Annotated in this window: 22 protein-coding genes; 17 read left to right on the top strand and 5 right to left on the bottom strand. The window is 32.7% G+C overall.

Going from position 1 to position 21,962, the window contains the following annotated elements:
• Window positions 1-28: 28 nt before the first annotated feature.
• From BKH45_RS06985 to BKH45_RS06960, 6 genes are all read left to right on the top strand, one after another.
• Window positions 29-1,537: a hypothetical protein gene (locus BKH45_RS06985; protein ID WP_095274774.1), complete on the top strand. Its 1,509-nt coding sequence runs from the start codon at window positions 29-31 to the stop codon at window positions 1,535-1,537.
• Entirely contained in the window at window positions 1,527-3,101 is a 1,575-nt protein-coding gene (locus BKH45_RS06980) for a HAMP domain-containing sensor histidine kinase (protein ID WP_095274773.1), read from the top strand. The genes BKH45_RS06985 and BKH45_RS06980 overlap by 11 nt, the downstream gene beginning before the upstream one ends.
• Entirely contained in the window at window positions 3,088-3,750 is a 663-nt protein-coding gene (locus tag BKH45_RS06975) for a response regulator (protein ID WP_095274772.1), read from the top strand. The genes BKH45_RS06980 and BKH45_RS06975 overlap by 14 nt, the downstream gene beginning before the upstream one ends.
• A gap of 123 nt (window positions 3,751-3,873) precedes the next feature.
• Window positions 3,874-5,187: a transcription termination factor Rho gene (gene rho, locus BKH45_RS06970; protein WP_095274771.1), complete on the top strand. Its 1,314-nt coding sequence runs from the start codon at window positions 3,874-3,876 to the stop codon at window positions 5,185-5,187.
• A 5-nt stretch (window positions 5,188-5,192) separates the two neighbouring features.
• On the top strand, window positions 5,193-5,951 hold the full coding sequence (murI, locus tag BKH45_RS06965; protein WP_095274770.1) for a glutamate racemase: 759 nt from the start codon (window positions 5,193-5,195) through the stop codon (window positions 5,949-5,951).
• Between the two features lie 173 nt (window positions 5,952-6,124).
• Window positions 6,125-10,588, top strand: a complete 4,464-nt coding sequence (locus BKH45_RS06960; RefSeq protein WP_095274769.1) for a TaqI-like C-terminal specificity domain-containing protein — start codon at window positions 6,125-6,127, stop codon at window positions 10,586-10,588.
• Between the two features lie 26 nt (window positions 10,589-10,614).
• Here the strand turns inward: BKH45_RS06960 and BKH45_RS06955 are convergent, their stop codons facing one another.
• The gene (locus BKH45_RS06955; protein ID WP_257874521.1) at window positions 10,615-11,319 is read right to left on the bottom strand and encodes a TaqI-like C-terminal specificity domain-containing protein; all 705 of its coding nucleotides are present in this window, start codon (window positions 11,317-11,319) and stop codon (window positions 10,615-10,617) included.
• On the opposite strand from BKH45_RS06955, the gene BKH45_RS06950 reads away from it, so the two are divergent.
• The 8 genes from BKH45_RS06950 to BKH45_RS06920 all read left to right on the top strand — a co-directional run bounded on the left by BKH45_RS06950 (window position 11,319) and on the right by BKH45_RS06920 (window position 16,233).
• Entirely contained in the window at window positions 11,319-11,966 is a 648-nt protein-coding gene (locus BKH45_RS06950; RefSeq protein ID WP_095274767.1) for a master DNA invertase Mpi family serine-type recombinase, read from the top strand. The two genes, BKH45_RS06955 and BKH45_RS06950, sit on opposite strands and share 1 nt — an antisense overlap.
• A 437-nt stretch (window positions 11,967-12,403) precedes the next feature.
• Entirely contained in the window at window positions 12,404-13,270 is an 867-nt protein-coding gene (locus tag BKH45_RS06945; protein WP_095274766.1) for a DUF3440 domain-containing protein, read from the top strand.
• A gap of 19 nt (window positions 13,271-13,289) precedes the next feature.
• On the top strand, window positions 13,290-13,856 hold the full coding sequence (locus BKH45_RS06940; protein WP_095274765.1) for a ParB/RepB/Spo0J family partition protein: 567 nt from the start codon (window positions 13,290-13,292) through the stop codon (window positions 13,854-13,856).
• A 227-nt stretch (window positions 13,857-14,083) separates the two neighbouring features.
• Window positions 14,084-14,305 carry a hypothetical protein gene (locus tag BKH45_RS06935; RefSeq protein ID WP_095274764.1) on the top strand — a complete coding sequence of 74 codons (222 nt, stop codon included), beginning with the start codon at window positions 14,084-14,086 and terminating at the stop codon, window positions 14,303-14,305.
• 83 nt (window positions 14,306-14,388) lie between these two features.
• The gene (locus BKH45_RS06930; RefSeq protein ID WP_095274763.1) at window positions 14,389-14,832 is read left to right on the top strand and encodes a type II toxin-antitoxin system antitoxin SocA domain-containing protein; all 444 of its coding nucleotides are present in this window, start codon (window positions 14,389-14,391) and stop codon (window positions 14,830-14,832) included.
• On the top strand, window positions 14,825-15,598 hold the full coding sequence (locus BKH45_RS06925) for a hypothetical protein (RefSeq protein ID WP_095274762.1): 774 nt from the start codon (window positions 14,825-14,827) through the stop codon (window positions 15,596-15,598). The genes BKH45_RS06930 and BKH45_RS06925 overlap by 8 nt, the downstream gene beginning before the upstream one ends.
• Window positions 15,599-15,839: 241 nt before the next feature.
• The gene (locus BKH45_RS09080) at window positions 15,840-15,974 is read left to right on the top strand and encodes a hypothetical protein (protein ID WP_257874520.1); all 135 of its coding nucleotides are present in this window, start codon (window positions 15,840-15,842) and stop codon (window positions 15,972-15,974) included.
• Window positions 15,967-16,233, top strand: a complete 267-nt coding sequence (locus BKH45_RS06920; protein ID WP_095274761.1) for a transcriptional regulator — start codon at window positions 15,967-15,969, stop codon at window positions 16,231-16,233. The genes BKH45_RS09080 and BKH45_RS06920 overlap by 8 nt, the downstream gene beginning before the upstream one ends.
• 477 nt (window positions 16,234-16,710) lie before the next feature.
• Here BKH45_RS06920 and BKH45_RS06915 read toward each other — a convergent pair whose 3' ends face one another.
• The 3 genes from BKH45_RS06915 to BKH45_RS06905 all read right to left on the bottom strand — a co-directional run bounded on the left by BKH45_RS06915 (window position 16,711) and on the right by BKH45_RS06905 (window position 19,116).
• Window positions 16,711-17,187, bottom strand: a complete 477-nt coding sequence (locus BKH45_RS06915; protein WP_095274760.1) for a phage virion morphogenesis protein — start codon at window positions 17,185-17,187, stop codon at window positions 16,711-16,713.
• 8 nt (window positions 17,188-17,195) lie between these two features.
• Window positions 17,196-18,071 carry a hypothetical protein gene (locus BKH45_RS06910; RefSeq protein ID WP_095274759.1) on the bottom strand — a complete coding sequence of 292 codons (876 nt, stop codon included), beginning with the start codon at window positions 18,069-18,071 and terminating at the stop codon, window positions 17,196-17,198.
• A gap of 280 nt (window positions 18,072-18,351) precedes the next feature.
• Window positions 18,352-19,116: a phage minor head protein gene (locus tag BKH45_RS06905; protein WP_095274758.1), complete on the bottom strand. Its 765-nt coding sequence runs from the start codon at window positions 19,114-19,116 to the stop codon at window positions 18,352-18,354.
• A 52-nt stretch (window positions 19,117-19,168) separates the two neighbouring features.
• Here BKH45_RS06905 and BKH45_RS06900 point away from each other — a divergent pair, with 52 nt between their 5' ends.
• Window positions 19,169-19,510 carry a hypothetical protein gene (locus tag BKH45_RS06900; RefSeq protein WP_095274757.1) on the top strand — a complete coding sequence of 114 codons (342 nt, stop codon included), beginning with the start codon at window positions 19,169-19,171 and terminating at the stop codon, window positions 19,508-19,510.
• Window positions 19,510-19,776 carry a hypothetical protein gene (locus BKH45_RS06895; RefSeq protein WP_095274756.1) on the top strand — a complete coding sequence of 89 codons (267 nt, stop codon included), beginning with the start codon at window positions 19,510-19,512 and terminating at the stop codon, window positions 19,774-19,776. The genes BKH45_RS06900 and BKH45_RS06895 overlap by 1 nt, the downstream gene beginning before the upstream one ends.
• A 175-nt stretch (window positions 19,777-19,951) precedes the next feature.
• On the opposite strand, the gene BKH45_RS06890 is transcribed toward BKH45_RS06895, so the two are convergent.
• A complete protein-coding gene (locus BKH45_RS06890; RefSeq protein WP_095274755.1) occupies window positions 19,952-20,272 on the bottom strand; it encodes a hypothetical protein in 321 nt (106 codons plus the stop codon).
• A gap of 32 nt (window positions 20,273-20,304) precedes the next feature.
• On the opposite strand from BKH45_RS06890, the gene BKH45_RS06885 reads away from it, so the two are divergent.
• Window positions 20,305-21,033: a hypothetical protein gene (locus BKH45_RS06885; RefSeq protein WP_095274754.1), complete on the top strand. Its 729-nt coding sequence runs from the start codon at window positions 20,305-20,307 to the stop codon at window positions 21,031-21,033.
• Window positions 21,034-21,962: the final 929 nt, after the last annotated feature.

Genomic DNA, 21,962 nt, shown 5'->3' with positions numbered 1-21,962 from the left:
AAACTCTAATCTTACACAAAGGTATTAAATGGACTGCTCGCTGCTTTATGCAACTACTTTTGATATGCTTGAGCAAGGGTGTATGCGGTCAAAAAATCTACTTGATTTCAACCAAAATGTTATTGCGAATTTAGCCTTTGATATTAAAAAAATATTGCAAGAGCATCCCCTCTCCTCTGACGAAAAAAATTGTCGAGAATATGTAAGAAAAGCTATAGTAGAATTCTATCGCAAAAATGGTATGAATGCTTTTGTGTATATCGACAAAAATAAAAATATTGAGATTTCTACTGCCATCAAAGATCCTCAAAATAATTTAAGTGTATTTTTTTTAAGCAAATGGCTAGAGAATAATAAAAAAAAGTTTAAATCAAAGATTTCTAATGCAAATGAAAATTTCTCTCAAGAAGATTTTAATATGATTTTAGAATACGCCAAAATGTGTATAGATTTTGATAATAATGAACTTCTTTTTAGAGATGTTGTTAGAAATGCTATCAAAAAAACTTTTAATCTCAATCCAAGAGATGGTTTATTTTTTACAAAATTAGGGGTATATTTTAAAATTTTTGATTTTGAATTTGTTAAACTTAGTAATGAAATCCGTCATATTCAAAAACTCAACTCAGCAAGACTGCTTGATGATGGGGACAAATTAAAAATCAATGCTCTTTTGAAGAAAATCGATCTTGATGGATTGATCGCACAAATTGCCGAGCATATTTTAGATACAAAAATTAATTTTGAGAATATAACTAATATTGAATTTACAAAAAATTTTTTATTTTTTATTGTTCAAGAATTGCGTGTTCATTTGAGAAAAATACTCGATGGTAAAATTACAAGTATCTTACAAACTTGTTTTGCCGAAGAAAAAATCCGATCCATGAAAAATATCATTTTTGAAAAAGTTGCTGATAAACTCTTAGGGATGATTTATAAAGGTTCTCAGAGTGCAAAAAAATTTATTTCTTTTTATAATGGACAAATTATAAATATTGACAATAAAGAAGTCATAATCCCTACAATTTTAGACGCAAAAGGGGAGCAATGGAGTTTGGAAAAAATAGAAGACACTCTCCAACAAAAACATCAAATTCAATCCCAAATAGATGCCCTCAAAGAACAATTTAATCAACTAAATCAAGCAACTCTCAAAACAGAAGAGGCTATCAATAATGCCCAAAATGAAATTTCTAATAAAAACCAAGTCTTAAGTGAGACAGACTCAGTTTATGAAAACAAAAAAAAGCAACTTCAAAATCTCAAAGAAGAAAATATGATACAAAAAGAAACAATTAGCATTAGTTTGGGCAAATATTTTGAAGAAAAAAAAGCTATTTTAGGCGAAATAGAAAACTTAACCAAACAAATTGAACAATCCAAACAAGAAAAAATTAGCCATTTACAAGAACAAAAAACAATCCAACAAAACATAGAAAAGAAAATAGAAGAAAATCAAACTAAGTTTATACAATATAATATGCTTGTAAGCGCATTATCAAATGCAATTTCAGGAGTAAAAATTGAACGCTAAAGATAAGCAATACAACAAGAACAGATCCCTTCAACTTCAAACAAAAATGCTTATTGCAACCATTACGATTGGACTTTTGCTTGTATGTATTACTTCATTTTTAGCCCTGAGTGTTCTCAAATATGATTATGAAACTAATTTTCCCGGTCCTATTAGAGAAATACAAAAACTCAAAACTATTCAAGATTTTTATATCATTGACATCATGAACTATATCAATCAAAAAGCAGATATTTCATCAAATCAAAATCAAATGCTCATATTGTGGAATCAATATAAAGAACTCAGAAAACCTAAGAAAAATATTTTAAAAAATATTAAAAAAATATATCAAAAAATATCTTCAAAAGAATTTTATTTAAAAATACGTGAATATCAAGAACAAGAGACTCAAGAAGTACAAAAAGTTGATCATATTATTAAAGTTACCGATGCACTCTTAACCAAGCTTTATCACAAAGAATCTAAACAATATCAAACAGATATAAAAACCCTTATTGGTCAAAGCGTAACCATCAATCAGCTTATTTCAAATATTATTGCTCTGCATATAAAAATTGCGATGCTAAAACAATCTTCCACTACTATTATGTATAAAATTACTTTGGTAATGCTGATGTTTTTTATGTTTATTGTCATTTTTACCACTTTGTTTCTTTCGAATTTGGTGTTAAATTATATTAAAAATGTCAATCAAGAACTTCAAAAAGCTATTGAACAAAAAACCAGGGAACTTAAAGAAATCAATCTCAATCTTCAAAAAACCATTGAATATGAAATTGAACAATCACGCAAAAAAGATCAAGTGATGTATCAACAAGCAAGACTTGCCTCTATGGGAGAAATGATTCAAAATATTGCCCACCAATGGCGACAACCACTCAATTCACTTATTCTTCTTATCCAAAGTTTTAAAGTTAAATTCAATAGTAACAAACTTGATAAGCATTTTATAGATATGCAAACTGAAGATGGACTCCGTATTGCCAAAAATATGTCTGCAACTATAGAAAATTTTAGGAATTTCTTCCGACTCAATAGAATTAAAAGTGAATTTTCTCTTGCAATAGCCATACAAGATTCTGTCAAAATTATGAACCCATTACTAAAACAAAACAATATTGTTATCTTTATTAACATTCAAGAAGAAATCTCTTTTTATGGGCACGAAAATGCTTTTACACAGATTATTTTAAATATCATTAAAAATGCTTATGATGCTATTTTGGCTCGAAATATCAACAATGGTGAATGCGAAATTAAACTGGAGGTGAAAAATGGTAACGTTTATATTTATCTTAAAGATAACGCAGGAGGTGTGCAACTAGAGAACATTAATAAAATTTTTGAGCCCTATTTTACGACTAAACATAAATCTGTGGGGACAGGTATTGGACTTTATATGACAAAACAAATCATAGAAAGACAAATGTATGGCACAATTTCAGTTTCCAATGCAAATTGGATAAGTAAATTTTCCGGAGAAAATTACTATGGGGCAATTTTTTTGATAGAATTACCTATAAAACAAAATCAACAAAAGGATAACCATGGACAAATATGATAATTTAAAACACCTCACCGTATTATACGTTGAAGATGATGAAGATACTCAACGCATTACATCGATCGTGCTTGAAGATTATGTAGGCAGATTAATACTTGCAAAAAACGGTCAAGAGGCATTAAATATTTTTGATACCCACAATATTGATATTGTTTTGACAGACATTTTAATGCCAAAACTTAATGGTATTGAGCTTATTAAAGCAATCAGGAATGGCAAAACTAATCCTCATTGCCCCGTGATTATCACAACAGCTCATACAGAAGTTCCCTATCTTCTTGATGCGATCAGCTTAAAAGTAGATGGCTATATCCTCAAGCCTTTAGATGTAGATGAGTTGCTTAATACATTACAAAAAGCAATACTTCCAAAACTGCAAGCGCTTGAATTGGAATCTAAAAATCTTCTTATCAATGCTATTTCTGCATTCATAGGTGGTAAAAAAATAGAAATTATTAAATTTTTACTGGATAATTGTGATGAAGATCATGTATATTATGGCTCTTATGAAGATATTATCTCTCATTTAAATGTTTCAAAACCTACAATTGTAAAAACATTCAAACAACTTATTGAAGTAGGGTTGCTCATCAAAATCAAAAACAAAGTCTACAAAATTCACCCTGATGTAACCATCAAAGATTAATTACCAAAAAATATTGACTTTAATGGTAAGGTTTGTATAGAATACAGACCTTACATTACTTCACAAATATCCAAAATCTAATTGCGCTGCATTTGATTAAGGGAAAGTTTCTTAAGGACAAGAATGACTACAGAACAAAATACTAATGTTTCAAAAAATCGCACTCATACTCCTGTAGATGGCTATAGAATCGAAGAACTTCGCACAAAACCTATGGAAAATCTTATTGAAATAGCCAATAAATTGGAGATAGAAAATCCTCAAGAATATAAACGTCAAGATTTAATGTTTGAGATTCTTAAAACTCAAGTAAGTCAAGGGGGTTATATATTATTTACCGGGATTTTAGAAACTACCAATGAAGGTTATGGTTTCTTAAGAGGGATTGATGAAAATTTTACTGATAGCCCTAATGACACTTATGTAAGCCAATCTCAAATCAGACGTTTTGCCCTTAGAAATGGTGATATTGTTACAGGACAAGTTCGATCCCCAAAAGATCAAGAAAGATATTATGCTCTCCTTAAAATTGAAGCTATCAATTATCTCTCTTTAGAAGAAATAAAAAATCGTCCCCTTTTTGATAACCTTACTCCTCTTTTCCCCACAGAACAAATTAAGCTTGAATATGAACCCTCAAAAGTAACCGGCAGAATGCTCGATCTCTTTAGTCCCATCGGCAAGGGACAACGTGCCCTTATTGTCGCACCCCCAAGGACAGGAAAAACTGAGCTAATGAAAGAATTAGCCCATGGAATCACCTACAACCACCCTGAAATTGAATTGATTGTTTTGCTTGTGGATGAACGTCCTGAGGAAGTTACAGACATGCAGAGAAGTGTCAAAGGGCAAGTTTTTAGCTCCACTTTTGATCTCCCCTCTACAAACCACATTCGAGTGGCTGAACTTGTCTTAGAAAGAGCCAAACGCCGTATCGAAATGGGAAAAGACGTGGTTATTCTTCTTGATTCTATTACGCGCTTAGCTCGAGCCTATAACGCTGTTACTCCTTCTAGCGGGAAGGTTTTGAGTGGGGGTGTGGATGCCAACGCACTCCATAAACCCAAGAGATTTTTTGGGGCTGCTAGAAATATCGAACAAGGCGGCAGTCTCACAATCATTGCAACAGCCCTTATTGAAACAGGATCAAGAATGGATGAAGTTATTTTTGAAGAATTTAAGGGCACAGGGAATAGTGAAATTGTTTTGGCTAGAAATATCGCAGATAGAAGAATCTACCCCGCATTTGATATCCTCAAATCCGGTACACGTAAAGATGAGCTTTTATTAGGCAAAGACAAACTTACCAAAGTATGGATGTTACGAAATGTTATGCAACAAATGGATGACATTGAAGCCCTTACTTTTATCTACTCAAAAATGCAAAGAACTAAAAACAATGATGAATTTCTTAACATGATGAATGAAAAGGAATAATTGATTTGAAAGCAGGCGTATTTGACAGCGGTGTAGGAGGATTAACCGTTCTCAAAAGCATTCTGGATGCAAATATGTTTGATGAAATTATCTATTATGGAGACACTGCGAGAGTCCCTTATGGCGTAAAAGATGAACAAACAATTATCCGTTTTTCTCTAGAAGCGCTAGATTTTTTTGCTACTCATCAAGTTGATATTCTTATTATTGCTTGCAATACTGTGAGTGCTTATGCTATTGATGTTATGAAAAAGCACACTTCTATCCCTATTGTTGGAGTCATAGAACCCGGAGTCCAAGCATTGAAAAACAAAATATCCAATAAAGACGATCCTATTTTAGTCATCGCTACTAAAGCCACTATTGCCTCCAAACAATATCAAAATAAACTCCAACTCAATGGTTACACTTCTATACAAAGCTTAGCAACAGGACTCTTTGTCCCTATTGTCGAAGAAGGTATTGAAGATGAGAATATCTTAAAAGCCTCCATGCAATATTATTTTTCTTCTATCAAACAAACTCCCCAAGCTATCATTTTAGGATGCACTCATTTCCCTTTGATTGCCCCATCAATTGAGAAGTTCTTTGCGCACAAAAGCATATTGATTCATTCTGGGGAGGCTATTATAGATTATCTTTGGAAAAACTATCAAATCGCCCCAAACACAACTTCAAAACAAGCAAAATTAGATCTTTATGCTTCAAGCGATGTTCTTGCTTTGCAAAAAACAGCCCATAAATGGCTTGGCATTAATTTTTAACCTATTTTAACCCCATTCACTTGACCAACCATATTATCAATATTTTCAAAAAATCAGAGAATTCTTAAATTTTTTTATGTTAGAATTAAGCAATAGCCTACATAAAACCTACTAAATAAAAATAGGTAGATAAAAATTTAGAAAAATATTTATAAAAATAAATAGGGAAAAATATGCGTTACAAAAAATTATCTCTGGAAGAATTTTTAGGAGATTATACCCATAAGCACAATCCAAAAGACCAAGATATTCAAAACCTCAAAAATAATATCGCCACCCTTCTCCAAACCAATCAAAAAGAAAGCGAAGAGCACCAAAAAAACGAAATTAACAATTTTCTAACAAATACATTTGGCTATTGCATCAACACAAGAGGCAAAATTGATGCAGCTATTTATAAAGATGGCAAAGTGCAAGTCATCATTGAAGCCAAATCTCTCAAAAATACACATCAATTTCCTCCTGATGAAAATACTTTAGAATCTAAGGCTTTTTATGAAAGCATTCTTTATTATCTGAGAGAATCCAAAACCAATAACAATATCAAACATATTATTCTTTGCACTATCCATTCTCACTATATCATTGAAGCTAGAGAATTCCAAAGACTTTTTGGACAAGACAAACAAATTGAGATTTTCAGAAAAAATGCAGATGATAAAGAAGGCAATGATACAAGCACGGAAAGATTTTATAGCGACGTAGCACAATATCTCAAAACCAAAGACTCTGAAATCTCTTACACCTGTTTTAAGCTTAGTAAGGATTTGGATATAACCACTCTCGCGCTGATTTTTCAAATCCTCAGCCCCCTTTGCCTCCTCAAACAAAAGATATTTTTAGATGCAAATATACTCAATCAAAATTTTTATGACGAATTGCTCTATATCCTAGGATTAGAAGAAAAAACAAGCGAAGGTAAAACCATCATCAAACCAAGCAATACAAAAAATTCACTCCTAGATGCCATGACTGAAAGTTTTAGCTTAGAAAGAGAGGGGAATTATGAAGATATTTTCACTCTTTTAACTATTTGGAATAATCGCATCTTATTCTTACGTTTGCTGGAATCTATGCTGTTGTCTTTCAAACATATACAAAAACCTTTTTTGCTTTTAGAGACTATTGGGGATTTTGAAGTACTGGATATCTTGTTTTTTGATGTCTTGGCTAAACCTTATGAAAAAAGGGACTCCATCCCCAAATCTCTAGAATCTATCCCCTATCTCAACTCTAGTCTTTTTGATAAAATTCAATTGGAAAAGAGTCCCAATGAATCGGGGAAAAATTTTCGAATCCACCTCTTAAAATCCAAACCTCTATCATTATATAAAAACTCTATTTTAAAAAAAGAAAAAGAATACCAAAATAAGGATTCTCTACCCTTATTGGAATATCTTTTTGCTTTTTTGCATGCTTATGATTTTACCACCACCCCACAAGATATCAAAAACCACACAAAAACTAATCTTGACAAGCTTATCAATGCGGCTGTATTAGGGCTTGTTTTTGAAAAACTCAATGGCTATAAAGAAGGGAGTTTTTATACTCCCGGTTCTATCACAAGTTATATGTGCAAGCGATCTATTACTCAAATAGTACTAGAGAAATTCAATCGTGCCAAAGGCTGGGAATGCAAAGACTTAAGCGAACTCTACAATAAGATAGAAGATATCAGGGACGCCAATAAAATTTTTAATACTCTTAGCATTTGTGATCCGGCCGTTGGGAGTGGGCATTTTCTTGTGTCTGCCTTGAATGAGCTTATTTTTATCAAACATAAACTTGGTATTTTGTGTGATGAAAAAGGGTATAAAATCAAAGATATTACACTTGAAATTATCCATGATGAAATCATAATCAAAGATTCCAAAGGGAATATTTTTCAATATACGCTCCCGGCTCATGAAGATATAGAAGATCACAAAATCCAAAAAGCTATTTTCAATGCCAAAAAAGACTTGATAGAAAAATGCCTTTTTGGCGTGGATATCAACCAAAATTCTTGTGAAATCACCAAACTAAGGCTTTGGATAGAATTATTAAAATGCAGCTATTATGATGATATATCCAAACGCTACCTCCAAACTCTCCCTAATATTGACATCAATATCAAATGTGGCAATTCATTGACTTCAAATATTGATTTGCATATCACAAAAAAATCAATGACGGTTGGAATTAACAAATCAGGATCATTGCTTGCTAATAAAACTGAATCTTACCAAAAGGGAATCATCAATGATCTTGAAAATAATTTTCAATCTAAAATCGATCTCTATGCCACAGCTGTGAAAGATTACAAAAATGAAACAGACAAAGATCTCAAACAAAAGCACAAAAAAACCATCGCAAAATGTGAAGATTTCTTCAATGATCTTTTTAAAAAAGCACATTCTATTACGCTTAAATTCATAAATGATTTGGAATACTATGCTGAAAGATTTGGCTATGAAGGTTTCAATGTTAGCGATAATTGTGGCGTTGAAAAAGAAGATTTGAAACGTTTGCAGGATTATATCCCGAAATTTTTTGATGAAAAAAACTCCAAAATTCCACCTTTTGGACAAAGCAGCGGATCAGATTACAAACAGCTTCAAGAACTTCAAATTCTCATGCATCAATATGAACAACTTTTTAAAACAAAAACCTTCGAGTGGCGTTTTGCTTTTCCTGAAGTCTTAGATGAAAATGGAAATTTTATGGGGTTTGATTTGGTTATTGGCAACCCCCCTTATATCCGCCAAGAATCTATCAAAGAGTTAAAACCCCATCTCCAAGAACATTTTGAAATCTACAGTGGGACAAGCGATATTTTTACTTATTTTTATGAGCAAGGATACAAGATTTTAAAAGATGGAGGGAAACTGAGCTTTATCACTTCCAACAAATGGACAAGATCAGGATATGGGCAAAAACTTCGAAAATTTATTTTGGAAAAAACAGCATTAGAATATTATGTTGATTTTAATGGTGTCAAAATCTTTGATAGTGCCACTGTAGATACCTCTATCGTAGGCTTTAGCAAACAAACCAAAAGCAAAAATCATGACTTTGAATATCTGTGTTTGCAAAATAAACCCGCAAGCGCTCAGGATATCCAAGCCCTTCTTCCGCAGATTTTGAACACCAAATCACTCAATGAAACTTCTTTTACTTTTTCAGATGAAATAACTTTGGCTATCAAAAAAAAGATTGAACGTATTGGCACACCTCTGAAAGAATGGGATATTTCTATTAATTATGGAATAAAAACAGGCTATAATGATGCTTTTATTATCAATACAGCCAAAAGAGATGAGATCTTATCCAAATGCGACAATACCCCAAATTCAAACCTACCCTTCAAACACATCAATGGACACTATATCCCTGCCACACAAGATCAAGCACAAAAAGATAAGGATATTGTTTATCTCAATGAAAAAGAGCGCACTGACCAAATTATTCGACCTATTTTAAGAGGACGTGATATTAAGCGTTATCATTATGAATGGGCAGGATTATGGGTGATTGCTACATTCCCATCTCTAAAATTAGATATTAATGATTATTCAATTTTGAAAGATTATTTAGAGAGTTTCATGCCAAAAATTGCACAAAGTGGAGAAAAAGGGTGTAGAAAAAAAACCTCTAATCAATGGTTTGAAACGCAAGATAATATAGCATATTCGAGCGAATTTTCTAGGCAGAAAATTGTATATCCAAATATGGCAAAAGAATTTATTGCTTTTTTAGACAAAGAAAATTTTATGACCAATCAAAAATGCTTTATCATCACAGAAAAATCTGATCAAAAAGACAGACTCCTTTATCTAAGTGCTATCCTTAATTCTAAAACGAATTTTTGGTATTTTAAACAAATAGGAGCTACATTAGGAGCTAGTGGTTATGAAATGAGTAAAATCTTTGTAGAACGCTTACCGATCCCGGAATATTCAAATCATAAGATTTTAAAAAATATAGAATCTCTAGCAAAACAAATATTAGAAATAAAATTGAAAAATCCAAAAGAAGATACTCAACCCCAAGAATCCAAAATGGATATTTTAATCTATGATCTTTATGGACTTTCTGAGAGTGAAATTAGCTTTATAGAATCTGGAATTAGCTCGCAAGAGAAAGAGAGAGAGAGAGAGAGAGAGAGAGCAGGAATAATTAATAAGTTTTATCAATTATTTTTAAAAGAGAAAAATTTTGATTCTAAATATATTGGTAAAATTATATACCCTGAAACTTCTCAAGGAGTTTATTTTTCATATGATGATAAAGGCTATTTTTTAGATAAAACAGCCTTTATGATTGTAAGTGAAAGTATTGATTTAAAACTTTTAAATGGATTTTTATCTTCTTCACTAATTACATTTTATTTTAAATCTTTTTGTGGTGGGTGTATTCTAGGCAAAAGTGCCTACCAATACAATAAGCATGCATTAGAGAAAATCCCTATTCCAAAAATCTCTGAACAAAATCAAACAATCATTAACAAAATCATTGATTTGGTTAATATAATTCTAGATCATAGATCAAAAAATATCCATACAAATGCTCAAGAAAAAGAAATTAATTTCCTAGTTTATGATCTCTATGGTTTGAGCGATGAAGAAATTTCTTTGGTAGAATCTTTGATAAAATAAATGTATTTGAGGATTTATCAAGCGAGTCAAATCTCTTCAATAATTTTAATTTCTTTATCACTCAAATCATAAAACTTATAAACCATAGCATTTAGTGCTATTTCAAAATCTTTAGTATCTTGGTTTTTTTCTTTATATTCCAGTATTTTATCTACGATAGCCATAAATTCTTTTTCTTCAGAAGAAGATATTTTTGGAATAGGAAGCTTTTCAATTTTATCTTTTGCGCCATAAGCATATTTTCCACTCTCTATTAAATTGGTCATTTGTGTCATTAGCCATCTATATAATCTGGAATTCATGAAAGCTAAAAGATATAAAAGAAGGTTTTTATCATTCGTAATACTTGTTATCATAAATAATGAATTATTGAAATATAAAGTTTCTTCAATATAAGCAAAAAAGTATTCTCCACTAACAGGATTCCATACAATTTTCTGCCTAGAAAATTCGCTGATATAAGAGCAATTTCTAAGATTATAAGGGGTAATGCCCCTATCTGCTCTTATAGAAATTTTTTCCCAAAAACCATCGAGATATATTTTCAATGTCGGGTAGTCATTAATCTCAATAGGGAGAATCCGATTCTTCATAATATTCTCATCTTTATAGCCATTGTGAGTAGCAATCACCCATAATCCTGCCCATTCATAATGATAACGCTTAATATCACGTCCTCTTAAAATAGGTCGAATAAAATATGCAATACTTAAAATAAAAAGGAAAAACAATGATTTATGGCTATATAAGAGTATCAACAGAAAAACAAACTGTGCAAAACCAACAATTTGAATTAACAAGATTCGCCAAAAATAAAAATATTTCAATCGATCATTTTGTAGAAGAAACCATCAGCGGTATGGCTTCATTACAATCAAGAAAACTAGGTATTTTGGTTAAAAATCTAAAAAAAGGAGATATCCTCATCATCTCAGAGTTATCAAGGCTTGGAAGAAGTTTATTGCAAATTATGGGATTGCTGAATATTTGCATGGAAAAAGGAGTGATTATTTACTCAATCAAAGAAAACTATGAATTAGGAGATAACATTAATTCCAAAGTTTTAGCCTTTGCTTTTTCTCTAAGTGCAGAAATTGAACGCCAGCTCATCTCTCAAAGAACCAAAGAAGCACTCGCTAGAAAAAAAGCTGAGGGTATAATACTCGGACGCCCTAAAGGCAGTAAATCACGACTTGAATGCAACCCTTGTTATCATGCAAAAGACAAAATCCTTGCTTGGGATTGCAAGGGTGAGAGTCATACCAAAATCGCTAGGCGTCTTGGCGTACACAGAGACACTCTAAGACGATGGTTTATTATTAGTGGTAATGATCATCTTTTAAAAGGTAAAAACTATAGAAACTCAAAAATTGATTAAAATTTTCAAATTATTTAATTTTTATTTATAGTAAAATAATAAATTATAAAATAAATAAAAATTATTATGTATTATTAGAATCAATATAATTCTGAAATTAGTTACTTCGTTTTATCTATTATATTTAAAAAATAATCATTAATAAAAATATTTAAATTATATTACTATTGATAATAAACTTCATTTTTATATATTTTATTAAAAAATAAATATCCGGGTATTGGTAAATACTAGCGTTGATGATTCCTGGCACAAAGATACTTTAAGGATTTATTGGACTTTGTCTTTATGGATATATCCCAAATTAACAAGTCCCAATTTCATTGCGTCATAAGATACTCTAAAACACCCCGCCATTCGTCTGATGACCTCTTCAAGACTTATTTCTTCAAAATCCTCACTTTCAAAACCATTCTTTTGATTTTTGGAGCAGGGATTTGAGCGATTGCGCTTTTAATGTTGAGTTTGCTTTTTGGTTAGCCAAGCAAAACAGAGGAAACACAGCTTTTCTTATTGGGTTAAGAACAGATGAGAGTATCAATCGTTTCAGAGCGATTACGGGCTCTAAACACCCTTTTAAAGGGCAAAGATATTCCACCAGGCTAGCAGAGAATCTTTATAACTTTTACCCCCTTTATGATTGGAGCACACAAGATATTTGGGTGGCTAATGCTAAATTTGATTGGGAGTATAACCCTATTTATGATTTGTTTTATAAGGCGGGATTAGAGATTGATGAGATGCGGGTAGCTTCTGCGTTTAATGATTGTGCTAAAGCAACCTTATATCTTTATAGAGTTTTAGATCCTGATAATTGGGGGAAGATGTTGCTCAGAGTCAATGGAGTTGATTTTACCGCTAAATATGGGCATACCCATGCAATGGCATGGAGAAGTATTTCATTGCCAAAAGGACATACTTGGGAGAGTTATTTGGGTTTTCTCTTAAATACCCTCCCTGAAAAAACAGCCGGGCATTTTAAAAAGAAGTTTGAAACTTCTCTTAAGTTTTGGAAGCATAGGGGTGGGGCTTTAGGGCAAGAGACTATTGAAGATTTGAGGAAAGCCGGGATTGAATTTGCCAACAAAGGCAAGGTTTCTAAACAATCTCCTAAAGAAGTCCTTGTTTTTGAAAAATATCCCGATGATGCCCCAATAAAAGATTTTAAGAACGTCCCCAGCTATAAGAGGATGTGTATTTGTATCCTCAAAAATGATTACAATTGCAAATATATGGGTTTTTCTCCCACTAAAGAAGTCCAATTAGCCAAACAAGAAGCTTTAGAAAAATACAAGAATTTGTAATAAATAACAAGGAGAAACAATGAACAAGAAAACAAAAGAAACAAAAAATGATTTTGAAAGCCCTGTTTATGGAATCATCAGAGTCCCGGTTGATAAAATACGGGCAAATTCCTATAACCCCAATGTTATTGCAACTCCGGAGATGAAGATACTCGAGACTTCTATCTTAGAAGATGGCTATACCATGCCTATTGTGTGTTATTACCTCAAAGATGAAGATAAATACGAGATTGTTGATGGGTTTCATCGGTATTGTATTCTCAAGAAAAATAAGAAAATCTATCAGAGAGAGAAAGGTTGCTTGCCTGTGAGTGTCATAGACAAACCTTTGGAAGAAAGAATGTATAGCACCATCCGACATAACAGAGCCAGAGGAGAGCATGTGATTGAGAAAATGGAAGAAATCATTGTTGCTTTGTGCAGAGCCGGGCATGCTGATAGCTATATTGTTAAAAAACTGGGCATGAGTGCTGATGAACTCATCAGACTCAAGCAACTGTCCGGGCTAAAGGAACTCTTTAGAGATAGAGATTTCTCCAAAGCTTGGAAGATAAGAACCGGAGAGTTTAAACATCAAGGCAGCTAAGCATAAAAAACATTCCAAGAAAGACTCTAGCCATTGCCGGAGCCCGCTTCCATTGAACGGAAGCGGGTTATAGAGTGATTAAACTTAAGATTTTGATTATCAAATAGATAATCTTTAAAATCAGTATGGCGGTTACTAGATTTCTCATCTTGTCCTCCTTTCATTTTTACATCTTTAAGATATTTTTTAGTATAATTTATATATTAAATAAATGTAAAAGGTTAAAAATGAAAAAAAGTGAACTTACCATTAAGCTCAATTATATTGGCATAAGTAAAAAAGAGTTTTCAGAACTTGCTGATATTTCTTATAATACTGTTAATAATTGGAATGATAGGGATAAGCCTGTTCCCGGATGGGTAGCTTCTTGGCTAGAGAATTACCAAAAAACAAAATGTTATGATGAACTCAAAAAGAAGGTTTATGAGATAGAGAAAATGACCTTATAAATACTCTAAAAACTTTTTAAAACTTTTAAATTCATTATTTTTTGATATAATAAAATGATTTAAAATTTTATAAAGGAGTGTTTATGGAAGCATTAAGGGTAGCAAGATATATCATTAATAAATGTATTGAATTAGAAAAACCTATCAGCAATCTCCCGCTCCAAAAGATTATCTATTTTGTCCATATTGGATTTTTGAAAAAAACAGGCAAACGCCTCATTACTGACAAAGATTTTGAAGCTTGGCAATGGGGTCCTGTGATAAGAGATGTTTACCATGAATACAGGATATTTGGTAGTAATGCACTCAGTATCCCTGAAGAAAATGCCAATTTAGATTTGAATGAGTCCGAAAAAGAGGTTATTGATAAAATTATCGATGAGTCTACAGAGCTACCACCTTGGGAGTTAGTAAAAAGAAGTCATAACCCAAAAGGGGCTTGGATAAAAATATACAAAGAGGGCAGTAAAAATATTATACCTTCTGAACTGATTGAAGAAGAAGCAGAAACATTAGAAAATGAATGATGAGAAATTTGAAGAGTTTTTAAAAAATATTTCGAAAGATTTAAATGAAGAAGAAGACTATCAAAAAGTCATCATTGAAGCTAAGAATGTATATAAAGATGATTATAGACATCCTTATTCGTTGATAACAACTTATATTTTAAAGAATACTACAAATGATGAAGACAAAGAAAGATTATCTCAAAATATAAGATGGATGGTATCGTATATAATCAAGAATCAAGATAAAAAGCATAAAATTAAAATAGAAGAAGACAAAAAATTATTAACAAATCTCAAAAAATTAGAAGACCATATTAATCTTGATTTTATTCACCTTCGGTATTACGAGGAGAAATTTTCAACATTTAATGTTTCACTGGAAAAACAAAAAGAAAGTTTGAAAGTGTTAGTAACTACAAATGAAAAACTTGAAAATGACCTAAAAAATCAAAAAAATCAATACATCACGATACTTGGAATATTTGCTTCAATTGTTTTAGCATTTGTAGGTGTTTTTACTTTTTCAACCTCCATATTTTCAAACATTGATAAAAGCAGTATTTATAGATTAATATTTGTCATGGCATTTATTGTTTGTTTATTCACAAATCTTCTTTATTTTCTTTTTGATTTTATCAAAAATATTGGTATGGAAAAAAGGCAAAGAAGCTTTAAAGAGCATTTTGTGATTGTTTCATTTAATATTTTGATACTCATTGTATTGATATGTAATGGAGGATTTTATCTCTTCATAGAGAAATTGGGATATTTTATAACTTCTTGAATGTCCCTACTACAGAGCCGATGATTTCATAATCAAGTTTTTCTAATGGAATGGGTTGATAATTAGGATTATCTACTTGGCTACGCTGATAATCTTAGCCATCAGCCAAATCATTCAGATTTGGAGTGGATAACACCCGCCTTGCTAAAGTTTTAGCATAGAAGAATTTAAAAACTGCCTAAAACGCAGCTTAATACATTTTGTGTCTTATATATTATATCCAAAATCAAAAGGAGAAAAAATGGAATGGATACAAACCATTGGAAACATCGCATTAATCATATTTTTAGTTATCACGTTTTTTAAAATCTCCAACATAGAAAAGCGCATCCGTAAGCTGGAAGACAAAATAGACAAAAAGGAGTCCCATGAGTGAGAACCAAGAGAACAAACAAGCCAAGCAAGACAATCTCATCAAAAAGACAGCCAAAGAGCTGGGCATGACTTACAAAGAGCTTGGCGAAGCCATTGGGTATTCTGAAGCAGCCATTAAGGCGTCTATTGCTAAAGGTGAAATAAGCGAACCAATGAAAAAATCCATTGAAATGTATCTTGAGATTACTAGTCTTAAAAATCAAAACAAAGACTTTGAAACCTTTAAGGAGTTTTTCAAAAAGATACTTCAAAACCAATAAAAAGCTATTTTGTAGTCTGTTTTTTGTAAAAATAGATTAATAAATATCTTAAAATACTTGACAATAAGATATTTATTAGCTATAATTGGGTTATCAAAAGGATATTTAATAGTCTTTTGAAATCTAAAAAAAGGAGACAGGATAAGATGAAAAAGTTAAGATTAGTAACCATAATCTTACAAATTGCTTTCTATTTGATGGCAATTATAAAACTTTTCTTAAGTTAAACAAAACCCCTCTCAGTTTTATTGAGAGGGGTCATCTTATCCGCAAGTCAATTATACCACAGGAGACGCAAATGGACTTAGAATTTTTGCTAATCATTATTTTAGCAGGTTGGGTTGGGGTGAATGAGTGGCGATTAAATAAGCTTGAGAAGAAGATAAAAACATTCCAAGAAAGACTCTAGCCATTGCCGGAGCCCGCTTCCATTGAACGGAAGCGGGTTATACGGAATGACTTTGCCTACCCCTTTTTTCACACCCCCAAAATCTTCCATATCAAAGCTTCTATTTCTTTTTCCAAACTCTTTGGGATCTCCCCTTTATCATTGATGGGCAGATAAGCTCTCTTGGGGATAAAGACTTTCTTATTCCTGCCGGCATAGCCACCAAATTGATGGATGGGGGCATAGCCTTTATTTACATTTGTTCCTAAGGTTACAGAGTTATCCCCTGTTCTTGCGGAGATACTCTTTCTGAGATGCCCGCTGAGTTGGAGTATATCGCTTTGATTGAGTTTGTTTTCTCTTAGAAGTTTGGCTTTGGTAGCAGGGGCTCTCTCTGCCCACTTTTCTCCAAAAGGACTCCTTTTAAACTCAAAGCTTTCATCACTGAGACGCTCTAAAGTCGAAGCGGTCGTTTTTAAGAGTTTAGCCATCCTTTCTGAGTTCTTAAAATCTTGGAGTTCCTTGAATTCTTTGATAAGCTTGGTGAGTTCTGTGTTTTTTGGCATCACTTCTCCTAAAAACCGGGTAATTTTACAGATCGAGGTGTCTTAATGTGCTGCTTAACCTCCAAAACATAATAGCTTGATTTTATTTTCTCTTCGCTCAAATCTTCTATAAGCTCCATTTCACAAACAAGCTTATCCCCCTTTGCAAAATCAATCTCGTTGTTTGCAATCCTTTTTAAAAAAGACTCATCTTTCATAAAAACACTAATGTTCCCTCTACCATCAAAGAGTTTCCATTTTTTACCCTCTTGAAAATTCAGCGAAGCAATACCAAAGGTTTGCGTATAGACTCTTCTTGTTATATTTGGATCTTTTGCCGTAAATGGTTTTGTATAAAACTCTCTTTCTGTTTTAAGTAATTCTGAGATTTTTTCATCATATTGAATTTTTATGCTCTTAATCTCTTCTGAGTACAGGGGGTCGGAAAATTTCTCTATATATTCACCAAATCTTGAATCTTGGTAAATTTTAAATACATTCGGGTTAAATTCAAGGCTAATATTGTCTTGGTTGGTGATAGAGATTTTATCTCCTTTTTCTTTTGTCTCTTTGGGTTCTTTGCCCTTAAGGAATTTAAAAAGAGCAAAAACACTCCCTGTTATCGTTAAAAAATTTGCTAATGCGCTTGAGTGTTCAGAGTTAAAAAAGCCCTTCAATGCTTCCCATCCCTCTTTTACCCCAAAAGCCAAATCAACCTCAAAAGAACCTTCTTTAGCAGCCATAATTTTAATATCGAGATTCCCTATATCCAGGTATTTTTTGGCAACTTGCATCGCTTTTGCAAAATTCAGGATTGAAGCACTAAAGGATTCTAAATCCATCTCACCGTTAATAATCCCATCCCCGCTATAAGTAATATTGAGTTTTTTAATATTTTTAGACATTTCTTCCCTTATCTTCCCTTAATAAACAACAATACACATATTTTGCCAACTAAAGCTTTTAAAGAGCTTTAACCCCTCTAAAAACATTCAAAAACAAAATTAAAATAAATTTAAAGAAAATTTAAGCGACTTGTTTAACAAAAATGTATTAAAATATTTTTAGTGGCATGGTCCATGGTTTGAATGCCAAACAGGGAGGCGATGGCGAAGCCGGAGGTTGGTGGAAAGGTCAATAGCGGGTTTATTCCCTCACCGCTACATTCAAACAGAAGAGGTAACCTCACTCTTCTAAGTCTCTTATTTCTTTTTTGTTTCTCTTAAATTTTTCAATTTGTCTGTTAAAATCCTTCTCATCTTCTTTACTATACTTCAAAAAACTCGTTACATACACTTCTTTCCTATCTTGAGTTACCTTATACACAATACGGTATTTATTCCCGAGTTTTTCTACAAACACCACACTATAATCCCCGTCTGCAAACTTATAAAGAGGTTTGATCCCCATATGGCTTATCAAATAATAATCAAAAGCTCCGAGCTCTTTGTGCTTTTGTTTTTGCTTGACAAGGGTTTCTGCGGATAAAAAGATTTCTTTGGTTTGGGTATGGAGCAAATCTTGGAGTAAAACGGATGTATGAGCAATGACAATCTTTTTATCAATAACGGGGTTATCATAGAGCCCTTTGACTTCCTTCCACCTCTTTTGATTTTCTAAAATTCTCCCGTAATCTGCCAATATTGCAGCCTTAATCAGTTTGGAAGGAGCATTGATCCCTGCAACCCTCTTGGCTTTTTCTCTGTAGATCTTCTCTAATTCCTTATTGGCATCAGCTAAGCTGTCTCCTTTAAAACCTTTTTGAGCAATATCGGGGAGTTCTCCCGTGTATGCTTCCCACCCCCTGTCTTGGAGTTGTTCTTTGGTATAAGCAAACACACGACAAGCACAATTAAACCCGTTAGGGGGGTAGTTGTTCTTCCAAAAAGGATCATCCCTGTGTTTGATGATCCCGTGCAATCTTTTATGGGATTCCCTCCAGAACCCCAAAAGCCCCTAAAAGCGAGGGAAATTCCAACACCCCTAATGCAGGAGGACAATCATGAGTTTCGTATTTAAAATCAAAAGAAATTATGTAGATTTTCAAACCCAAGAAGGGGTTAGTTTTAAGTATTACCAACCCAATCAAAGACAAGTATTGGAAATTTCCAAAGCCAATACCTTGGAAGAAATCTTCAAAGCCAATGAAAAGCTTTTGAGAGAAAATCTTGAAGTACTCCAAGCAGATGCCAGAGATGACTCTAAAACATTCAACCAAAAAGAAGCCAAAAAGATTAAAGAAGACTTTATAGAAGCCTTGCTTGAAAATTCTACTCTTGAAGACTTTTTTAAGGCAATGAATGAAGAGTTTATTGCTCAAAGGGAGAATAAAAGAAAAAACTAATGTTATGGGCAAAACAACAAGGGTATTTATCTTTGGATAAAAACTCCGTTGTTTTAGCCCATGATTTAGAAGATACAGAGGAGTTATTGACAGCTTCTTGCTTGTGCTTGGCTCAGAGACTCCAAGGCGGGGGGATGAGTGTGTGGAGTGAGATTGATTATTTGGTTGTCAAAGATTATTGCAAGAAGTATGGCTTAGACAGCATTGAAGTGTATGGGATTCTCAAAGAGATGAACCAAGAAATCCAAAGGATTAGGAGCGAATGAGATGACTTATTTTGAATGTTTCGGGATATCTTTAACAGTAATTTCAATGCTTTTTAAAGCAATGCCCTCTTCTTTGTTTTTTAATGCATCAGATTTTAAAGAGTCTTTAAAAGTCTTTTTAAAGGCTTTAAATCCTGTTTTAATTATGAATGCCTTTAAAGGGGGGTTGGTTTTCTTAAGGCTTTATTGCAATCTTTTCTTGAGTTTGTATGGTTTGTCGGGTTTGAGTATTGCTCGGATCTTTGTTGGGGTTGAGAGTCAGCTCAATACTATAAGTCCCCTCACCGCTAGGTTCAAAACTCTTAAGCTCATACCCTTTTTTCAAATAAAGCTTGGTTTGGGGGAGACTCATAAAATAAACTTTTGCTTTTTCTTTTATCAGCTCTTTTTTTCGTTTTTCTTCTCCGGGTTGTTTTATAAAGAAAAAATAAAGTATATACAACATAAAGAGGAAAAACAAAAATCCGAAAAATCCGCTTGGAGGAGCATAAATCATTACAATCCTTTGTTCTTTTATAGGATTATTATATGACAAAAAACGTTAATTTTGAACTAAAATTTAACACCAAAGTCGGGCAACTTCAAAAAGCTAATGAAGTTTTAGAGGAGACAGAGAAAAAAGCTAATGCTGCCTCTAAAGGATTTAATACACTTAAAGACAGGATAGATGGAGTTGCTCACTCCTTGCAGGCTTCTTCTATTGGTCTTTCCGGATTAAAGGTTGCTTATAATTTTCTTGCATCCCCCATCAAAGAAGCTATTCATCTGAACTCCGTGCTTGAACAACAAAAACTCTCTTTAGCTTCTTTGGTTACCCTCAACCATCAAAATACGGATTCTTTAGGACGCTCTATCAGTGCTACGGATAAATGGTCTCTTTCTATGCAAAAAGCCAATGAGATCATAGAAGATATGAAGAGAATCCATCAAAGCTCTATTTATGCCGTGGCTGATTTAACCGAAATGTTTAAATCTTTTTATTCAACGGCTGCTTCTTCCATGAGTCTCACCCAAGCTCAAAAAGTCTTTGAAGGCATTGTTTATGCTGCCCAAACAAGCGGGGCATCTGTGGATTCACTCAAAGCCACTCTGGATTCTCTCGGGAGCGGGGTTGCCCAAACCGTAACAACCTTCGGGAGATTTGTAGCTGCTCAGGGGCTCAGCACAGAAGCCATGAGTAAAGCGAAGAAGGAAGTCGGAGGATTTATGTTATTTACAGAATTTGTTATTAATGAAAAGAGAAAAACTTGCCATTAAAACAAATAAAAAATTACATATATTTTAAATAATTTAATACATAGCTTCACTCAATTTAAATTTAAGAATCTTGTGCTCTAAATCTATTTATAGACTCCCAAAGCAATATAGGCTTTTAAGAAGAAGATATATTAATTGGAATGAATTCAAAATACTTTAAGATATAAGGTATTAAGCCAAGCTATCAAGCTTGGGATATTCATAAAAAATTTTAAAACCTATAATTTGGAAGAATTCCCCGCCCTCATTGATATTGATTTGGAATATAGCAAAATTAAGAAAAGCAGGAAGGGAAAAGGATGGATGACAGAAAATATTGAATTTTTTTACCGGAAAACTATGGGTTATTGCCTTATTGTTTGGAGAATAAAATCCCTGATCAACAAAAACTTAAAGAGTCTCAATACCTTTAAATCTTATGCTTGTAAAAAATTTGCTCCTATTCACGGGAATAACTTTCGCTTAGGTACAAATATAAAGAATTTCAACTTTTTATCAAATTTGAAAAAAGCCGGCAGGTTTCTTGCAAAATGCTATTACAATTCAAGAATATAGAGTTACATAGAGACAAAATGAGAGTCTGCTGAAGTTATGGGAATAGGGGGAATTTTGCCAGGATAGGAAAAGCAAAAGGGATAGTGTTATTTTGGGCTTAATTCCTGAGTTACAACCGACTTTATTATAAAAGTCTCTTATAATTTTATGTTAAAATACTAGTGATGAGTTACTTGAGACGACAACAGATAAAATAGAGGAAAACGCCCAATAAAAAGGCAATGAGCATGAATGTATAAGTTACAAACTTCAATCCAATTCAAAAAATCAAAACAAAATCCAAGTAAAGAAAAAGAGAGTCAAGAGGATTTAAAATTGCAAACCATTGATGAACTCTCAGCCAAGCTTGATGAAAAACTCAATCTCAAGAAATC

It is taken from the genome of Helicobacter sp. 11S03491-1, assembly GCF_002272835.1.
In the GTDB taxonomy this organism is placed as follows: Bacteria; Campylobacterota; Campylobacteria; order Campylobacterales; family Helicobacteraceae; genus Helicobacter_J.
The sequence above is the reverse complement of the archived record's forward strand: the minus strand, read 5'-3'. Positions and strand labels throughout refer to the sequence as shown.